General features: G+C 39.8%; 15 protein-coding genes and 1 other annotated feature. Of the genes, 9 read left to right on the top strand and 6 right to left on the bottom strand.

The genetic code is table 11. From position 1 onward, the window contains the following. Positions 1-36: 36 nt before the first annotated feature. Positions 37-247: a binding site (T-box leader), on the bottom strand. A gap of 210 nt (positions 248-457) precedes the next feature. Together AC6CIB_RS04380 and AC6CIB_RS04375 are read right to left on the bottom strand one after the other, a co-directional pair. Then, on the bottom strand, positions 458-682 hold the full coding sequence (locus tag AC6CIB_RS04380) for a hypothetical protein (RefSeq protein WP_498278274.1): 225 nt from the start codon (positions 680-682) through the stop codon (positions 458-460). A gap of 245 nt (positions 683-927) precedes the next feature. Beyond that, the gene (locus AC6CIB_RS04375) at positions 928-1395 is read right to left on the bottom strand and encodes a DUF2062 domain-containing protein (RefSeq protein WP_498278272.1); all 468 of its coding nucleotides are present in this window, start codon (positions 1393-1395) and stop codon (positions 928-930) included. Positions 1396-1573: 178 nt separating this feature from the next. On the opposite strand from AC6CIB_RS04375, the gene pssA reads away from it, so the two are divergent. Continuing rightward, entirely contained in the window at positions 1574-2248 is a 675-nt protein-coding gene (pssA, locus tag AC6CIB_RS04370) for a CDP-diacylglycerol--serine O-phosphatidyltransferase (RefSeq protein WP_498278270.1), read from the top strand. A gap of 171 nt (positions 2249-2419) precedes the next feature. Here the strand turns inward: pssA and AC6CIB_RS04365 are convergent, their stop codons facing one another. From AC6CIB_RS04365 to AC6CIB_RS04355, 3 genes are all read right to left on the bottom strand, one after another. Further along, positions 2420-3652, bottom strand: coding sequence for a chromate transporter (locus tag AC6CIB_RS04365; RefSeq protein ID WP_498278268.1), 1233 nt, complete (start codon positions 3650-3652; stop codon positions 2420-2422). After that, positions 3624-3932: a PadR family transcriptional regulator gene (locus tag AC6CIB_RS04360; protein WP_498278266.1), complete on the bottom strand. Its 309-nt coding sequence runs from the start codon at positions 3930-3932 to the stop codon at positions 3624-3626. Before AC6CIB_RS04360 ends, AC6CIB_RS04365 begins: the two co-directional genes overlap by 29 nt. A 218-nt stretch (positions 3933-4150) precedes the next feature. Continuing rightward, positions 4151-5929 (bottom strand): dihydroorotate dehydrogenase, encoded by a 1779-nt coding sequence (locus tag AC6CIB_RS04355; RefSeq protein WP_498278264.1) that lies wholly within the window; start codon positions 5927-5929, stop codon positions 4151-4153. A gap of 318 nt (positions 5930-6247) precedes the next feature. On the opposite strand from AC6CIB_RS04355, the gene AC6CIB_RS04350 reads away from it, so the two are divergent. Then, positions 6248-7729: an esterase/lipase family protein gene (locus tag AC6CIB_RS04350; RefSeq protein ID WP_498278263.1), complete on the top strand. Its 1482-nt coding sequence runs from the start codon at positions 6248-6250 to the stop codon at positions 7727-7729. 255 nt (positions 7730-7984) lie between these two features. Then, a complete protein-coding gene (locus AC6CIB_RS04345) occupies positions 7985-9034 on the top strand; it encodes a M14 family metallopeptidase (protein ID WP_498278262.1) in 1050 nt (349 codons plus the stop codon). Positions 9035-9661: 627 nt separating this feature from the next. Here the strand turns inward: AC6CIB_RS04345 and AC6CIB_RS04340 are convergent. Continuing rightward, positions 9662-10078, bottom strand: a complete 417-nt coding sequence (locus AC6CIB_RS04340) for a universal stress protein (RefSeq protein ID WP_498278261.1) — start codon at positions 10076-10078, stop codon at positions 9662-9664. A 268-nt stretch (positions 10079-10346) separates the two neighbouring features. On the opposite strand from AC6CIB_RS04340, the gene AC6CIB_RS04335 reads away from it, so the two are divergent. The 6 genes from AC6CIB_RS04335 to arsA all read left to right on the top strand — a co-directional run bounded on the left by AC6CIB_RS04335 (position 10347) and on the right by arsA (position 16475). Continuing rightward, positions 10347-11828 (top strand): SulP family inorganic anion transporter, encoded by a 1482-nt coding sequence (locus AC6CIB_RS04335; protein ID WP_498278260.1) that lies wholly within the window; start codon positions 10347-10349, stop codon positions 11826-11828. A 258-nt stretch (positions 11829-12086) separates the two neighbouring features. After that, positions 12087-12431 (top strand): ArsR/SmtB family transcription factor, encoded by a 345-nt coding sequence (locus AC6CIB_RS04330; RefSeq protein WP_498278258.1) that lies wholly within the window; start codon positions 12087-12089, stop codon positions 12429-12431. Between the two features lie 14 nt (positions 12432-12445). Continuing rightward, the gene (locus AC6CIB_RS04325) at positions 12446-13744 is read left to right on the top strand and encodes an arsenic transporter (RefSeq protein ID WP_498278257.1); all 1299 of its coding nucleotides are present in this window, start codon (positions 12446-12448) and stop codon (positions 13742-13744) included. A 28-nt stretch (positions 13745-13772) separates the two neighbouring features. Further along, a complete protein-coding gene (gene arsC, locus AC6CIB_RS04320; RefSeq protein WP_149155688.1) occupies positions 13773-14192 on the top strand; it encodes an arsenate reductase (thioredoxin) in 420 nt (139 codons plus the stop codon). A 132-nt stretch (positions 14193-14324) separates the two neighbouring features. Beyond that, entirely contained in the window at positions 14325-14687 is a 363-nt protein-coding gene (gene arsD / locus AC6CIB_RS04315) for an arsenite efflux transporter metallochaperone ArsD (RefSeq protein WP_498278255.1), read from the top strand. Between the two features lie 15 nt (positions 14688-14702). Further along, positions 14703-16475 carry an arsenical pump-driving ATPase gene (gene arsA / locus AC6CIB_RS04310; protein ID WP_498278253.1) on the top strand — a complete coding sequence of 591 codons (1773 nt, stop codon included), beginning with the start codon at positions 14703-14705 and terminating at the stop codon, positions 16473-16475. Positions 16476-16485 lie beyond the last annotated feature (10 nt).

The raw sequence follows: 16485 nt of genomic DNA, 5'->3' as shown, positions 1-16485 counted from the left end.
AGTGGATTCATACAAAAAGTCCCTGCTGAATAAATCAGCAGGGACGAAAAAGATCGCGGTACCACCCTTGTTGTAAGTAAATTGCCTTACCACTCAAATTGATAACGGACAATAACCGTCTTGTTCCACTATAGAACAAGAAGCTCAAGAAACGTAATTCATGAATTTCCTATGTACTAGTTCCCAGCACCACTAGCTCTCTATAACAGGGAGGAGATCACTACTTCAAATCCATCACAGCTTTTCACAAATATGTATGAACAAGATGCTTTATATCTTAAACGCTTTTAAGTGCTAAAGTCAAGGGGGTTTTTACGGAGTATATAATGTTTTTCTTTGAATGGAAAAAGGTGTTGGTAATTTCTCTTAAAGGAATAAGACAAAAATATAACTGAAGTGGACGTGCGAAAATAAGGCCCGACAGATAAAAACGCCAGGAAATCCTGGCGTTTTTTATTTATAAAATTTGTGTTTTTTCCTTATGGTCCTGAAGATTCATTTGTTCTAATTCGAGTCTCATTTTCTGAGTTTCAATCACAAAGTTTTCGTGCTTCAGTTTTTCCAGTTCCAGTTGGTCTTCTATCATTTTTTGCTTTAGCTTGGATTGTTTTTGGAAATGGTCCGTTATGATTCCAAGGATAGGTATCGAAAAAATCATGATAACAGCAATGGTTCCAGTCATGACAATCCTCCTTTTTCTCCTAATCGCATTCGTTACTTAATAGTTAAATTATAACAAAACATAAGAGGGATGAGTATATAGTGTGGTAATGTTAAGATAGAATCTTCATAGAAGAATATACGAATATAAACATGAAGAGTTTCATGTTTATGAAAAGAGAGGGGATTTACAGAGACAAGTATTTTTTTCGGGGAGAATTTTACGACCTCTATTGTTATTCATTGTTAAAGAAAGTGTGGAAAAGACTATAAATTCCACTTCTTCTGCACATACGTAAGCATCGTTTCCCGGTACTTTCTAACAATGGAATTTATGATGAAGTACGTGAGGATACCGAATAAGGGGATATTGATGAACATCCCTATAAAGAATGCTTTCCCCAATCGCACCCCTACGTTTACTGCTTCTCTGGCGTAGTCTATAGACGGATCGATTACATCAATGGGGTAGAAGAGATAACCTACAACTAGATTTAAGTAGAAGAAAAAAGGGAAAGCCCAAATCAAGGTGACCCCTCCTACTAATCCAGCGAATGAGTTTCCTTTAAACACCTTCGCACAGGCTGTGGAAATGATAGGACCTATGCCAAAAGAGGGAACGAAGTTGATTAATAATCCAACCGTGAATCCTAATGCAATACTGTGAGAGTTATCTTTGAGACGCAATAGTTTTAGAGTAAGACATTTACATTCACGAAGCTTTTTTCTAATCATGAGATCAACACCAATTATCGTTTACTTTCATACTCAGTAAATAGTATGGTCAACTTTCAGTATTCTAAATAAAAAAATTTATAAGGTTTCATGAAGTTTTTTCACAACATTTCTTTAAGAAAATCTGTAACATGATATCCTATAAGTAATAGAATTTTTGGTAGAGTGAGGATAAAAAATGAAACTAACGAAAAAAATCCCCAATATGGTCACGTTGGGAAATCTGTATTGCGGTTTCTTATCAATTGGATTTGCCGCAAGCGGACAATTTAAAAACGCAGCAATACTAATTATTATTGGCATGATGCTTGATAGCATGGACGGCAGACTGGCGAGGATGCTGCAAGCGGATAGTGTATTAGGAAAGGAATTGGATTCATTAGCTGATATTGTTACGTTTGGAGTCGCACCTTCCTTTCTTGTGTATTATACATATTTCTTTCAATTTGGATTATTAGGGTTTATTGTGGCAGGGTTATTTCCATTATTCGGAGCCTATCGACTGGCGAGATTCAATACCAGTCCGCCGAAATCTTCTCTTCATTATTTCGTCGGTGTCCCGATTACGGCAGCAGGTGGTATCCTTGCGATTCTCACCCTGTTTGGAAACTTTATACCAAATATCGTGACAACGGTCATCTTCACAGCAATGTGTTTTCTCATGGTGAGCCGTATACGAATCCCGAGTCTCAAGGAAGTGCCTTTACCTAAATACGGAACGATTGTGACGCTCTTCATTGGAGCATTACTATTCGTCATCTACAAAGGGACCTATGAGCAGTTTCCCTACTTAATTTACATTGCTACACCCCTATATATTGCATATCTGGCGTATCGATTTATAAAAAGATAAAATTAAAAATGATCCAGGCATTTATTGCCTGGATCATTTTCATTATTCATCACTCAGAAAAATAGTTTCTGCCATTTATGTTCTATACTTCGACTTCCACTGTGCAAGACCGTTTCCTCTAAAAACAAAAAAAGTTAGGGAGCATGTCCCTAACTCAGTCTATTTGATGAATTAAATGAATCCCATAAAGAGTCCGCCAACAGCTCCTGTGACCACGACGATCCAAGGTGGAACTTTCCAAAAGACCAGCATGCTAAACAACACCGCAGCAAAGGCAAAGTCTTGTGGAGCAAGAATGGAGGAAGTCCATATCGGATGGTAGAAAGCTGCAATCAGGATTCCAACAACAGCTGCGTTCACTCCCATAAGAGCTCCCTTTATTTTAGGATTCCTACGGAGAGAATCCCAGAATGGGAGCGTCCCTAAAATGAGAAGAAAAGCCGGGAGAAAAATAGCGAAAGTTGCAAGCATTCCACCTTGCCATCCATTAATCACAGCACCAATATACGCTGCAAAGGTGAAAAGTGGACCAGGAACCGCCTGGGCTGCACCATACCCTGCTAAAAACGCTTCCTCTGTTAACCATCCTGTAGGAACAAACTCTCGTTCAAGGAGAGGTAATACAACATGACCGCCGCCAAAAACCAATGACCCAGACCGGTAAAAGCTATCGAATAAAGCGACCCATTCAAGTGATGTCAATTCCCTCAAGAACGGAAGAAGAAAAAGTAATCCGAAGAAAAGCGACAAACAAATCACTGCAAATCTACGGGAAATCGGGAAGTCAATTCTGGCTTCATCGTCGGGATTATGTTGTTTAAAAAGAAGAAATCCAATCAAAGCTGAAAGAAGAATGACCCCAACTTGTGAAAACGCCGTTTGCCATAATAAAATGACCACTAATGCAAACAATGCAATCGCTTTTCGTTTTAAATCAGGCGTCAACTTTTTTGCCATTCCTAAAATAGCATGAGCAACCACGGCAACTGCGACAATCTTTAACCCATGTATCCACCCCGCATCTGCCACATCCAGTCCTTGAAGAGCGATTGCGAAAAGAATCAATGCAATGACAGAAGGGAAGGTAAAGCCTATAAATGAAACAATTCCTCCCAACACTCCTGCCCGCATAATACCAATACCCATTCCGACTTGACTGCTGGCTGGACCCGGAAGGAATTGACAAAGAGCGACTAGATCCGCATAACTTTTCTCATCCATCCATTTTCTTCTACGAATATACTCTTCATGAAAGTATCCTAAATGGGCAATTGGTCCACCAAATGATGTAAGGCCCAGTCTTGTTGAAATAATCAGTATTTCAATCAGGGTCTTTAAACTGCTTGATGCTTTCAATATTTTTTCACCTTCTTTGTTAGTTTTTGATTTCTTTAAATAACTCATAAGCTTTTTCTCGTGCTTCACTGAGTACTTTATTTCCTTTATCTGTGGTCGTATAATACTTTCTGATCTTACTGTCAACGTTTTTCTCTTCTTTTGTTAGTAACCCGTCAGCATCCATTGAGTGAAGAATAGGGTAAAGGGTACCGGAGCTTATGCTATACCCATGTTCTCTTAATTCTTCCAACATCCACGTGCCGTAAATGGGCTCTTCTTTGGCATGGTGGAGAATATGAATTTGAATAAACCCGAGAAAGAGCTTCCGTAATACTTTGTCTTCCAATGAAACACCTCCCTATGTTTAAATCGAAATCCAATATCGAAAGTCGATATCGGAATTTTATACATAGACTTTAACATGAAAAATTTACTGACTCAAAGAGCTGACGTCAAATTTACAAACTCTTAACAAAAAGGTACTTCGGATTTTCTTTTAAAATCATTAACTGTAATTAGATAAAAATCCCTTCAACTAAAAAGCCATATCCAAACAGGATATAGCTAAAGTTCATCATTATCCCTATCTCTATGAAAAAAAGAATAGGTTTTGACTAATCCAATCAAAAATAAGCCAATGGCCAAGTAGGCGGGCAGAAGGTGGATAAACGAGGTGTACCCGATAGCAAAATGAATATATATCCCCGATATAAAGGCAGGTAGTCCCCCGATTAGAAGGGTCCACCAAACCCACTTATTTCCTTGTTGAAAGCCCCAAAGTGAAAGAGTTAAGACTAGTAATCCGACACTTAATAAAGCACTGCCGAATCCGGCTCGATCATGGGCAATAACGGGAATGAGATTCCGATTGAACTCATGAAGAATCTCGGGTGGCATACAGAGGTATAGGAGATCCGTCGGAACAAAAACAGAAGTAACCCCAAAGTAAGAAATGACAAGGCCTCCAAGAACAAAAGAAAATCCAAGTACGACAAATGCCAGCTGACCATACAGGGATTGTAACCATATTTTATGATTTCTTCGATTGCTAGATGAGGGAGTTCCCTTTATCTCCCTTGTATGAATCCAGCCATATACGTAAAAGGGTAGCAATATGAGCCAAAATAAAAGATGAAGCCAGTCAAAATAGCCATACCCGATAAATAAGAAAATCCCCAGAAATCCTGTAATGGCGGCAATGTCTATTGACTGCTTGGCCCATAGGAGACCTCTCCTGAGACCATGGAAGGCGAGCTGCATATACACAATCCCACCAGAAATCATTGTACCTGCTAACGTCATCCGATCATGAGCCATAAATTTTACAATACGGTCGTTGAAACCAACAATCGACTCCCTTTGCATCCCCAAGTAATGTTCATCATAGGACAGAATCACCGACGTTAAACTAAAAAGGAGGGCTAAGAGTCCCCCTATAAATATAAATAAACCAAAATACCAGTAAGATTGCCATCCCTTTTGAGGAGGTAACTGATCGTTCAAATCATCCAGCAATGCTTCGTTAATGCGTTTGGTTAAACCCGGACCCGAAAAGACATACCCATCTGAAAGAAGAAGGAGGTCTGCACCCTCACTTAGTAGAGATAGTGCCTGACTTGGTTCACGAACTCCACCTGAAGTGATGATTGATAGAGCAGGGATTGCCTTTTTGAATGAACGAACAGTTGATAGGAGAGTGTTGAATTCATCTTCTTCCACAATGACTCCTGAAATATCTTCAACGTTCAATTTGTAGAGAAGTTCTAAAGTCGGATTTGAAATGAAAATCGGTTTGTCACTATGTAAAGTAAGGTGAATTTCATCACCTTCTACAATATAACCATCTGCAAATACATCTAATTGTTCCATCATAGTAGATAATTCTTCGGGTGTCCCCGACAGGCGTATGATGAAAAGCTGTTTTTTTCTAATCTTCTTTAATTTCTCAAGTGTCCTTTCTAATCCAATGGATTCAAGGGGATCCGAGAACTGAATACGCTGCTCATTATGATCCGCACCAGGGTAAGAGGATTCAGGTGAAGCCTGTAAAGTTACAGGACCAATTTCAATAAAGCCAAAGCCCAAATGAATAAAGGCAGATGTACCGGTAAGTAAGGGATCAATTTTACCAGAGAGACCAACAGGATTGGTAAATTCCATCCCTTTGATTTGTTTATTCAGGTGAGGGGAGCACTCTTCTCTTCCCAGAAAATGAATGATGTGAGGACCAAGGGGGAGAGAAGCGATCGTACTCATTCCTCTATGTATTAACTCTCTCGACATGTAAGCAGGGAGTTTGGATAAAACGGGTTTGAATATTCCGTGATAGGACCAATCAGGCATAGCAAATTCCTCGCGATTTTATTGTGATACCACCATTTTAACAGGGATTTTAATAGAGTGGGTGGTGAATTTAGAGAAGAAGTCAGTTACATGAACAAATGTATTACTTTTTTGACTCGAATATTGGTAAAACCTATTGTAAGAAAAGAGCGTGATATAGATATAACTAAGATTCTGGATCCTCATAATGATGGTTTATGTAGAAGAGCAGAACACATTTTTTAGTTCTTTCTTCCTTAATTCTGTTAGGCCGGTTATATCTTCTGAATTCCGTCGATATACTTTACAGGCTTATTTCAACGGAAAAGGAGAGAGTGTATGATTAAAAAGATTTGTATGATCGTTTTTACTCTATTTTTATTGCTGCCATCTTGGAGCCAGGCAGGTTCATTCGGGGATGTTGATCCTTCTGGAGTTCCCGGACAGTGGTATGTAGGTACAACTCCCTCGTATGTAGCCCCTTCCAAGCATCCGATCCTCTTTGTTCATGGATTAAATAGCTCTTCTAACACATGGTGGAATGAAAATAATATGTATGACACAGCCTATCAAAATGGTTATGAAACCGCTTTTATTGATCTGTATCCAACAAAGAATATGTGGGATAACGGTGCCCTCTTGGCCCAGAAAATTCGCGATATATACGATTACTACGGTGAAAAGGTAGTGGTTGTGGCCCACAGTAAAGGGGGCATCGACACGCAATCAGCACTTGTACACTATGGTGCCTATCCGTATGTCTCAAGGATAATCACCCTTTCCACGCCCCATTATGGTTCCCAACTGGCAGACCTTGCTTATAGCAGCTGGGCAGGATGGTTAACAGGCATTCTCGGAAGTAAGAATGATGCCACCTATTCACTGCAAACAGGGTATATGAGTTATTTCCGTTCTGAAATGGATCATCATCAGAATGTTAATAGAAATCCAGTCTATACATTTGGCGGCACGAAATGGGGAAGCTTCGGAAGCTCTCTTTATTGGGGTGGATTGTATCTTAGTGCTTATGGTAGCAACGATGGAGCCGTTACAGTCAATAGTTCGAGACTTCCCTATGGGACAGAACTGAGAGTGGGGAATTGGAATCACTCGACTATCAAAGAAGGTTCCTCTACCTTTAATTTGTTCAAAAATTATTTAAATGAAGCGACCAATACCTCGGGTTTTAATGCTCAAAGTGTGGTCGAGTCAAAAGATGCAGAGAACGCTGCCTCTTTTGTTAGAGGAGGAGAATATAACGGAAAGAAACAAGAAAAGGTCTTAGTAGAACAGGGGGCTAAGTCCGTAACATTTGATTGGATGAGTAATAGCCCTTCGTCACAATTAATCCTAAAAGATCCTGGTCAAAAAGCAAATTCAATCTTCAAGGTAAAAATGGATGAAAGTGAATACTTTAACGGTGCGTATCACCATACGGTTACCGTTAAAGATCCGGCACCAGGGGAGTGGACGATTGAAGCATCATCGTCTTCAGCAGAAAAGTATCTCTTACATGTGTCTTTTGAAAGCGCGATGAATGATGCAATGAGTATCCATTTAGCACAGGATGAAATAAGCTTGAAAACCAAAGACAGTAAGCTAAAGCTTAAACCAAACATGACAATTGAATTTTACAAGAATGGTAAGTTGAAGAAGAGTAAGGTAAAAACAAAGAATGACTCATTAAAACTCCCGAAGCTTGGAGAAGGAATTTATAATGTGACTATAGATATAGAAGGAAGCAAGGACAAAAATACGTTCCAAAGAACCTTCATTAAAACCATTTACGTTGATGCCTCAGGTAAGGTTTATGGACAGTAGGATAAGTTGGAATACTTTGGGTGAGAAGCTAATGTTTCATAAGCTTCTCTTCTTTGATTGAAGATAGGGACTGAATAATTAGACTCCCTCCATTAGTTTGACAAAAGTCAACAATTGCCGAAAAGTAATAGGAACTTATATCCAAACGCCCTTCCGTAGTTCAGTTCCATAGTTTCATTTTTGCAAATGGAAAAGGGTTTCAATCCTATTATCTTTAAATAGATTAGGGAGTCGAAATAAAAGGAGGAATACATAATGAAGAAAAAATTAATGGTTGGTGCCCTTTCGGGTATGTTGGTAGCATCAGGAATCACTTTCGCTGCACCGGGTGCATCTGTACTTGCAAATGGTCCTGGATATAATGGGAACGAGACGATCAAAAACGAGCGACTTCATAATTATGAAGAAATGGTGAGCATGCTTCAACATTTAGATCAAAAATCAGATGCTCTTTCATTAGAAGTGTATGGTCAATCCGTCAAAGAACGAGATCTTTATCTTGCGAAATTTGGAACAAATGAAAACAACCCTACGATTCTTTATTTAACTCAGCAGCATGGAAACGAAACATTGACGACTGAAGGGGCTCTTCAGTTCATCAAGCACCTAACATCGAACTCAAAAGAAGTAAAAGAAATGCTCGAGAACGTAAATATATTGGTTGCTCCGCGATTGAATGTGGATGGTGCAGAAGGGGATGTTAATTTCTCCCTGGAGGATTATGTATCGGGAACTCACACCCGCTATAATGCGAACGAAGTCGATTTAAATCGTGATCATGTGGACCGTAAACAGCCAGAAACACAAGCTCTCCATAAAAACGTTCTTCAAAAGTACAAGCCTGATTATATGATCGATCTTCATCATCAAGGAGCGGAAACAACGCTTGGGGATACGGATGAACTTGTGTCAGGATCAATTCTTTATCCTACAAATAAAAATGTAGACCCTGAAGTCGTCGAGAAATCAAAACAGCTCGGATCAGTCCTTTACAACACGGTAGAACGCCGTGGATTCGGTACTTTGTCCAAATACATCGGAGGAACGGCACCGACGATCAGCCGTAACGGACTGGCGGTTGAATATGGAATAGCAACCCTTCTTTTTGAAATGAGAGGAATGGCTGATCATTACCGTGATGATTATGTTCTGGGTCAAAAGAGTAATGGGTACCTCATTAAGCAAGCGGTTATTAGTTTAGAAGCTACGGCAAAAGCCATTGCAGACGGGTCAATTGAAAATGCGGATACTTCTTTCTGGGACACACTTCCTGAAAGCTCATACAATCGCAGTGAAAGTGAATAAAAATGTTAAAAAGGGGCCCTTTCTTGACGGAAACGGCCCCTTTTAAGGTTAGAGCAATTCTTCAATATACTCTCCGCATTTTTCAGCCACGATCATTGCGCCTTGTCTATTTAAGTGAAGGCCATCTACTGTATATTTCAATCCCTGTTTAGATGAAAGATGGTCAATTTGGGAAGGACTTTTATAAAAAAGAGCATCTTTCATGATGCTTAAGATGCTGGTGTGGATATAATCGCTGCTGTCTCCAGTGGATAAAGGTTGACGGAAAACCTCTTGCATATTAAGAAAGTGGATGTAAGGATTCTTGCCCGTGATGAATTGGATAATGAAAGATAGTTCCCTTAATTCCAGGTTGAATTCGTTATCGAGACGCTTCGATTAGAGCTGGAGAAGCCACCAATGGTGTTTCGGGACGAGGAAAAATGTTCTTTAGTATGTTTCGGTAATAATCTTTAAACTCATCATGACCTTTTACAACTGGCTGAGACTGAACTTTTAACAGCTTGGAGTATACATTGTTCACGCTGATCAACAAATAAAATTGCTTGGAGAGAGCGGGTACCGATTATTTTTGAATATTTGTATAAGGATTAAATGGAGAAAGACTTCCTATTTGGAAGTCTTTCTCTATTTCACGATCATCACGGGACATTTAGCCCTCTTTGCGACTTTATGGCTTACACTTCCCAAGACCATTTCTTGAAATATATTTAAACCACGGCTTCCAATGACTACTGCATCGAAGTTGTTTTTGTTCGCATACTCAACAATTGTCGGCCCCGGCTCTCCGTGTAAAAAGATAATCTCGTAGTCGATGCCTTCATGTTTGGCTTTTTGTTCAATCATTTGCAGTTTCTGCTTCCGTTTGTCTATTGCATCCAGCCCCCAATGGTGTAGAACATCTTCCTTGGATTGCTTCCCGTCTACTACATAAACAATATCTATTTTAGAGCCTTCATGGCATCTTGCGAGAACGATCGCTTTTTCTCCTGCTCTTAAAGAGTGTTCAGATCCGTCTGTTGCAAGAAGAATGTGTTTGAACATTGCTTTTCCTCCATCCGATGAAAGCGTTTAGTACTTATTTCTATATTATTATTCAATTTCCTTTAATGAAATTTAAGATTATTTTACATGTTTTTGGACTAGAGGAGATTAAAAGTGAAATAAAGAGTAAACGAAAGATAAAATAGTATGTTTGCGCTTTCATAGATGTTTCACAAAAGGGGAGTTCCGGTATATAATGTCCCTTGTGTTAAACGGCCCCGACTTTTATGAGAGTTGAAAGTCATAAATAAAAAGGAAGAGGTGCATTATGAGTTTAAGTCAAAAAATTAAATATGAGTGGTTTGGTAATATTCGTGGAGATGTGTTAGCCGGTCTAGTCGTCGCTATGGCATTGATCCCGGAGGCAATTGCGTTTTCTATTATCGCGGGTGTGGATCCAATGGTCGGGTTATATGCCTCCTTCTGTATTGCAGTTGTGATTGCATTTGTAGGCGGACGTCCAGGAATGATTTCTGCCGCAACGGGTGCTACAGCACTGGTCATGGTGACGTTGGTTGCAGATCATGGTTTACAGTATCTATTAGCAGCGACCATCTTAACGGGTGTGATTCAAATTATCATGGGTGTCCTTAAACTAGGCCGCTTAATGAAATTTGTACCACGTTCCGTTATGGTTGGATTTGTGAACGCACTTGCAATCTTGATCTTCACTTCACAGTTACCACACTTTGTTGGTGAATCGTGGATCATGTATGCTATGGTAGCTGGTGCATTGGGGATTATATATGTTTTACCCCGCTTTACAAAAGCAGTCCCATCACCATTAGTAGCAATTATCGCTGTGACTATTTTTGCGGTGCTGACAGGAAGTGGAGTACGTACAGTTGGAGATATGGGTGAACTTACCCAAGCATTACCAATCTTCTTAATTCCAGATATTCCATTTAACTTTGAGACATTGCAAATCATTTTCCCTTATTCTTTATCCATTGCAATTGTAGGGTTAGTTGAGTCATTATTAACTGCATCTATTGTTGATGATATGACAGATACCACAAGTGATAAAAATAAAGAAGCAAAAGGTCAAGGGATTGCAAATATCGTATCTGGTCTTTTCGGTGGAATGGCTGGTTGTGCGATGATCGGACAATCTGTTATTAATGTTAAGTCAGGTGGACGAGGACGTTTATCAGCATTTGTGGCTGGTACATTCTTGATGATCTTAATCCTATTGCTCAATGATTTATTGGTTCAAATTCCAATGGCGGCTTTAGTTGGAGTTATGATCATGGTATCCGTTGGGACATTTGATTGGTCTTCAGTGAAGAATTTACACAAAACGCCGATTACAGATTCTCTTGTTATGATTGCAACAGTTGTCACTGTATTGATTACACATGATTTATCAAAAGGTGTTCTTGTTGGGATTATCTTAAGCGCTGTATTCTTCGCTTCCAAAATATCAAAAGTGAAGATTACCACAATGGCTTCTGAAAATACTCATAAGAAGGTATATCGTGTGTCAGGTCAATTGTTCTTTGCTTCTGTTACGGAATTTGTTGAAAGCTTTAATTTCAATGAAAATGTGAAGGAAGTAACACTGGATTTAACTCATACACATTTATGGGATGATTCTGCCGTGGGAGCGATTGATAAAATCGTTATCAAGTACCATCAGAATGGCGTGAAAGTAAATCTGATTGGTCTGAATACTGAAAGTAATAAATTAATTGATAAATTGGCTGTGCATAATAAGCCGGGTGGATTAGATAAAGCCGTTAACCATTAAGTAAGAATCTGAAAAGTCCATGGTCAAGTGATCAAGGACTTTTCTACATATAAGTAGTATTTTGCCAGTAGTCTTTGTGGCTGATCTTATTTGTAAAGGAGGAGCCAAAAAGAAAATATTAAAAAAGGTTGAAATGAACATATAAGTATTTTATTATATAAGCAAGAACTTATATAAGAACCTATAAAAGGGTTCTTATTTTTTTATTATATAAGTAAATAATAATATGCTAATAAAAGTGATTGAGGAGGTGTTTACATGCTTAAATCAAGAGTTGATATTGAAAGGGCGGCAACGATGTTAAAACTTCTAGGGGATAAAACCCGTCTTACTATGGTGAAACTATTAGAATCCAACGACTGTTGTGTGTGTGAATTTGTCGAGATTTTCAAAATGAGTCAACCTGCCATCTCTCAGCATGTTCGAAAATTGAAAGATGCTGGACTTGTGAAGGAATTAAGAAGGGGTCAATGGGTCTTTTACTCTCTTAACAAAGAAAGTGATGCGTATCCGTTTGTTCAAAGCTTGTTAGAACACTTGCCTAATCAGGATGATCGATTAACAGCATTAGAAAAGCAAGGATTACGCATTTCTTGTAATTAGGAGGAGGGTTTTCTGTGTTATCAGTAATTTTAGCTACCATGATTTTTGTGGCCACATTGGTCCTTGTGATTTGGCAGCCTAAAGGATTGTCCATTGGCTGGTCTGCTTGTGGAGGAGCGATCCTTGCCTTAATTGTAGGGGTTGTCGACTTCCAGGATGTTGTGGCTGTGACAGGAATAGTATGGAATGCGACTTTAGCATTCATTGCTATTATCATTATTTCATTAATTCTGGATGAAATTGGATTCTTTGAATGGTCTGCTCTACATATGGCGAGAGCAGCAAAGGGGAATGGAGTTAAAATGTTTGTTTACGTTTCCCTATTAGGAGCGGTTGTCGCAGCATTTTTTGCGAATGATGGAGCTGCGTTGATATTAACACCGATTGTTTTGGCAATGGTGAGAAACTTGAATTTTGAAGAAAAAATGGTTTTTCCATTTATCATGGCAAGTGGTTTCATTGCCGATACGACTTCCTTGCCGCTTGTCGTCAGTAACCTTGTGAACATCGTGTCAGCCGATTTCTTTGATATCGGGTTTGTGGAATATGCATCAAGAATGATTATTCCAAACTTCTTCTCATTGTTTGCAAGCATACTGGTACTGTATCTATTCTTTAGAAAAAGCATTCCAAAGAATTATGATGCCAGCCAGCTAAAGAAACCGGTTGAAGCGATTAAAGATCAGCGTATGTTTAAGCTATCCTGGATTGTTCTGGGTATCTTGCTTGTTGGTTACTTTATCAGTGAATCACTGCACATTCCTGTATCGATTATCGCAGGTATTGTGTCGATTTTCTTCTTATTAATGGCTAGGAGAAGCTCAGCGGTCAACACGAAAACGGTCATTAAGGGTGCTCCATGGGCGATTGTATTCTTCTCGATTGGAATGTACGTGGTAGTGTATGGTTTGCGTAATGTAGGACTGACAAATGTGTTAACCGATGTTATCCAAGTGGCTGCTGATCAAGGACTGTTCGTCGCTACGATTTCCATGGGATTCATTGCAGCGATACTGTCATCAGTCATGAACAATATGCCGACCGTTATGATAGATGCGATTGCGATTATGGATACGAACACTACAGGTGTTATTCGGGAGTCCCTTATTTATTCCAATGTCATTGGTTCTGATCTTGGGCCGAAGATCACCCCGATTGGTTCACTGGCAACCCTCTTATGGTTACACGTTTTATCATTAAAAGGCTTGAAAATCTCATGGGGGCAATATTTTAAAACAGGAATTATATTAACCGTACCAACATTACTCATTACCCTTATTGGTTTATATATCTGGTTAATGATCATATCTTAAAACTCACAAGAAAAGGAGCTCGATTATTATGTCTAAAAAAACACTATACTTCTTATGTACAGGTAACTCATGCCGCAGCCAAATGGCAGAAGGTTGGGCAAAGCATCATTTAGGAGAAGATTGGGATGTGAAAAGTGCAGGTATTGAAGCACATGGATTAAATCCTAACGCAGTAAAAGCAATGAAAGAAGCGGGAATTGATATTTCTAACCAAACTTCTGACATTATCGATCCTGACATCTTGAACAATGCAGATTTAGTCGTTACTCTTTGTGGTGATGCAGCTGATAAATGCCCAATGACCCCTCCACATGTCAAGCGTGAGCACTGGGGCTTTGATGACCCGGCAAAAGCCGAAGGAACGGATGAAGAGAAATGGGCATTCTTCCAACGCGTACGTGATGAAATCAGCGATCGCATCAAAACGTTTGCTGAGACCGGGAAGTAAACAGAAATAGAGGGACGGACCTCATGGCAATCTTTAAAGTCCTGTCCAATAGGTCCGTCCCTCTTTTATAAAGCCGAGAGAAGCTTCTCGGCTATTTTTTTATATAAATTTATGAATGGGAGTGGAATTTTGATGGCTAAGGTTGAAATTTTTGATCCGGCAATGTGTTGTTCGACGGGGGTTTGTGGTCCCAGTATTGATCCTGAGCTTACTCGTGTCGCGAATGCTGTATTTTCACTTGAAAAACGAGGATTTGATATTAGGAGATACAATTTAGCGAATGATCCAGGGGCACTTGCTGACCATGAGGTGATCAACCGTATTTTACACGACGAAGGTCCAGATGCTTTACCTGTCACGCTTGTTGATGGGAAACAAGCCGCTGTTGGAAAATATCCTTCAAATGAAGAGTTTTCACAATGGTTTGAAGTACCGGCTGAGGAATTGAATGAGAAAAGAAAAGTACGACTGACATTGGATATTAATAAGAAATAAGAAAGTTGGGGTACAATGTTTACATCGTTTCAATTAGAGGCTGTCAATCATACACCATTCCTCTTTTTTACAGGTAAAGGTGGAGTGGGGAAAACGTCTACGGCGAGTGCAACAGCTATTGCCCTTGCTGATGAAGGAAAAAGGGTGCTGATCGTCAGTACAGATCCAGCTTCCAATTTACAGGATGTATTAGAAACCGAACTTACCAATCAACCAAAACAAGTTCCAGGATTACCGACATTATCCGCTTGTAATCTTGACCCAGAAGAAGCAGCAGCTTCCTACCGTGAAAAAGTTATTGGACCATATAGAGGAAAGCTTCCAGAAGCTGTAGTAAGGAATATGGAGGAACAACTGTCTGGTGCTTGTACAGTTGAAATCGCCGCTTTTGATGAGTTTACAAGCTTGCTGGCGGACCCTGCCATAGTAGATCAGTTTGATCATATTGTATTTGACACGGCACCGACAGGTCATACACTCCGTTTACTGCAGCTTCCAACAGCTTGGACGGGATTCTTGGAAGAGAGTACACATGGAGCCTCTTGCTTAGGACCTCTTTCAGGGCTTGGAGACAAGAAGGATCTGTATTCTTCAACTGTTAACGTTTTATCCGATAAGGAAAAAACAGCTCTTGTACTTGTTGCACGGCCGGATTCTTCATCGTTAATGGAAGCCGACCGGGCATCAACAGAACTCAAGGACATTGGAATAAAAAATCAAATGTTAATTGTAAATGGATTAATGGGTAAGCATCGTGGGGATGATCCGATTGCATCGGCCTTTTACAGCCGTCAGCAAGAAGCGTTACGTTCAATGCCGATTGCTCTTAAGGAAATTCAAATTTATTCGCTACCTTATGTAGCGTATTCCTTAACGGGAACGAATTCCTTGAGGCAATTATTCTCTCATGTAGAGATTAACCCGAATGCTGTAACTGTTGTTGACGAGGAATCAATTGAAATTCCCGGATTAAAAGATGTGATAGATGATTTCTCCAAGCACAACACCCGTGTCATTTTCACAATGGGAAAAGGTGGAGTAGGGAAAACGACAGTTGCTGCTGCTATTGCTGTTGGCTTGGTTGAGAGGGGACATAAGGTCCATTTAACTACAACAGATCCTGCAGCCCACTTAAGTCATATGTTTCAAGAAGAGATTGTGAACGTTGGGTTGAGAATCAGTCGAATCGATCCGAAGGAAACGGTAGAGTCGTATAAAAAGGCTGTTCTTTCAAAAGCAGAAGAGAGTCTCGACGAAGAAGGAATGGCGTATCTGGAGGAAGATTTAAACTCCCCTTGTACAGAAGAAATAGCCATCTTCCAATCTTTTGCAGAGATAGTAGGGAAAGCCGATGAAGAAATAGTCGTGATCGATACTGCTCCAACGGGACATACTCTGCTTTTACTGGATGCAACTGAATCTTATACGAAAGAAGTGTCGCGTTCAAAAGGAGAGGTGGAAGACCATGTGAAAAATCTACTGCCTCGTCTTCGTAATCCAAAAGAAACGAGCGTAGTGATAGTGACATTACCTGAAGCTACCCCTGTTATCGAAGCGAAACGACTTCAGCAAGATTTGCATAGAGCGGAGATTCACCCAAAATGGTGGGTCATCAATCAAAGCTTATCGGTAACGTTTACAACAGATCCCGTGTTAAGAGGCAGGTCTGTCTCAGAGCGGGAATGGATACAAAAAGTGCATAACGACTATTCAAACAAGACCGCTCTAATTCCATGGATGAGTGAAGAAAAGATAGGGTACAAAAAAATGATGGACTTCTCTAAATAAAGGCGGATAA

The organism is Rossellomorea sp. GQ25 (assembly GCF_059758515.1).
Note: the sequence above shows the minus strand (reverse complement) of the source record. Positions and strands in the feature narration are given on the sequence as shown.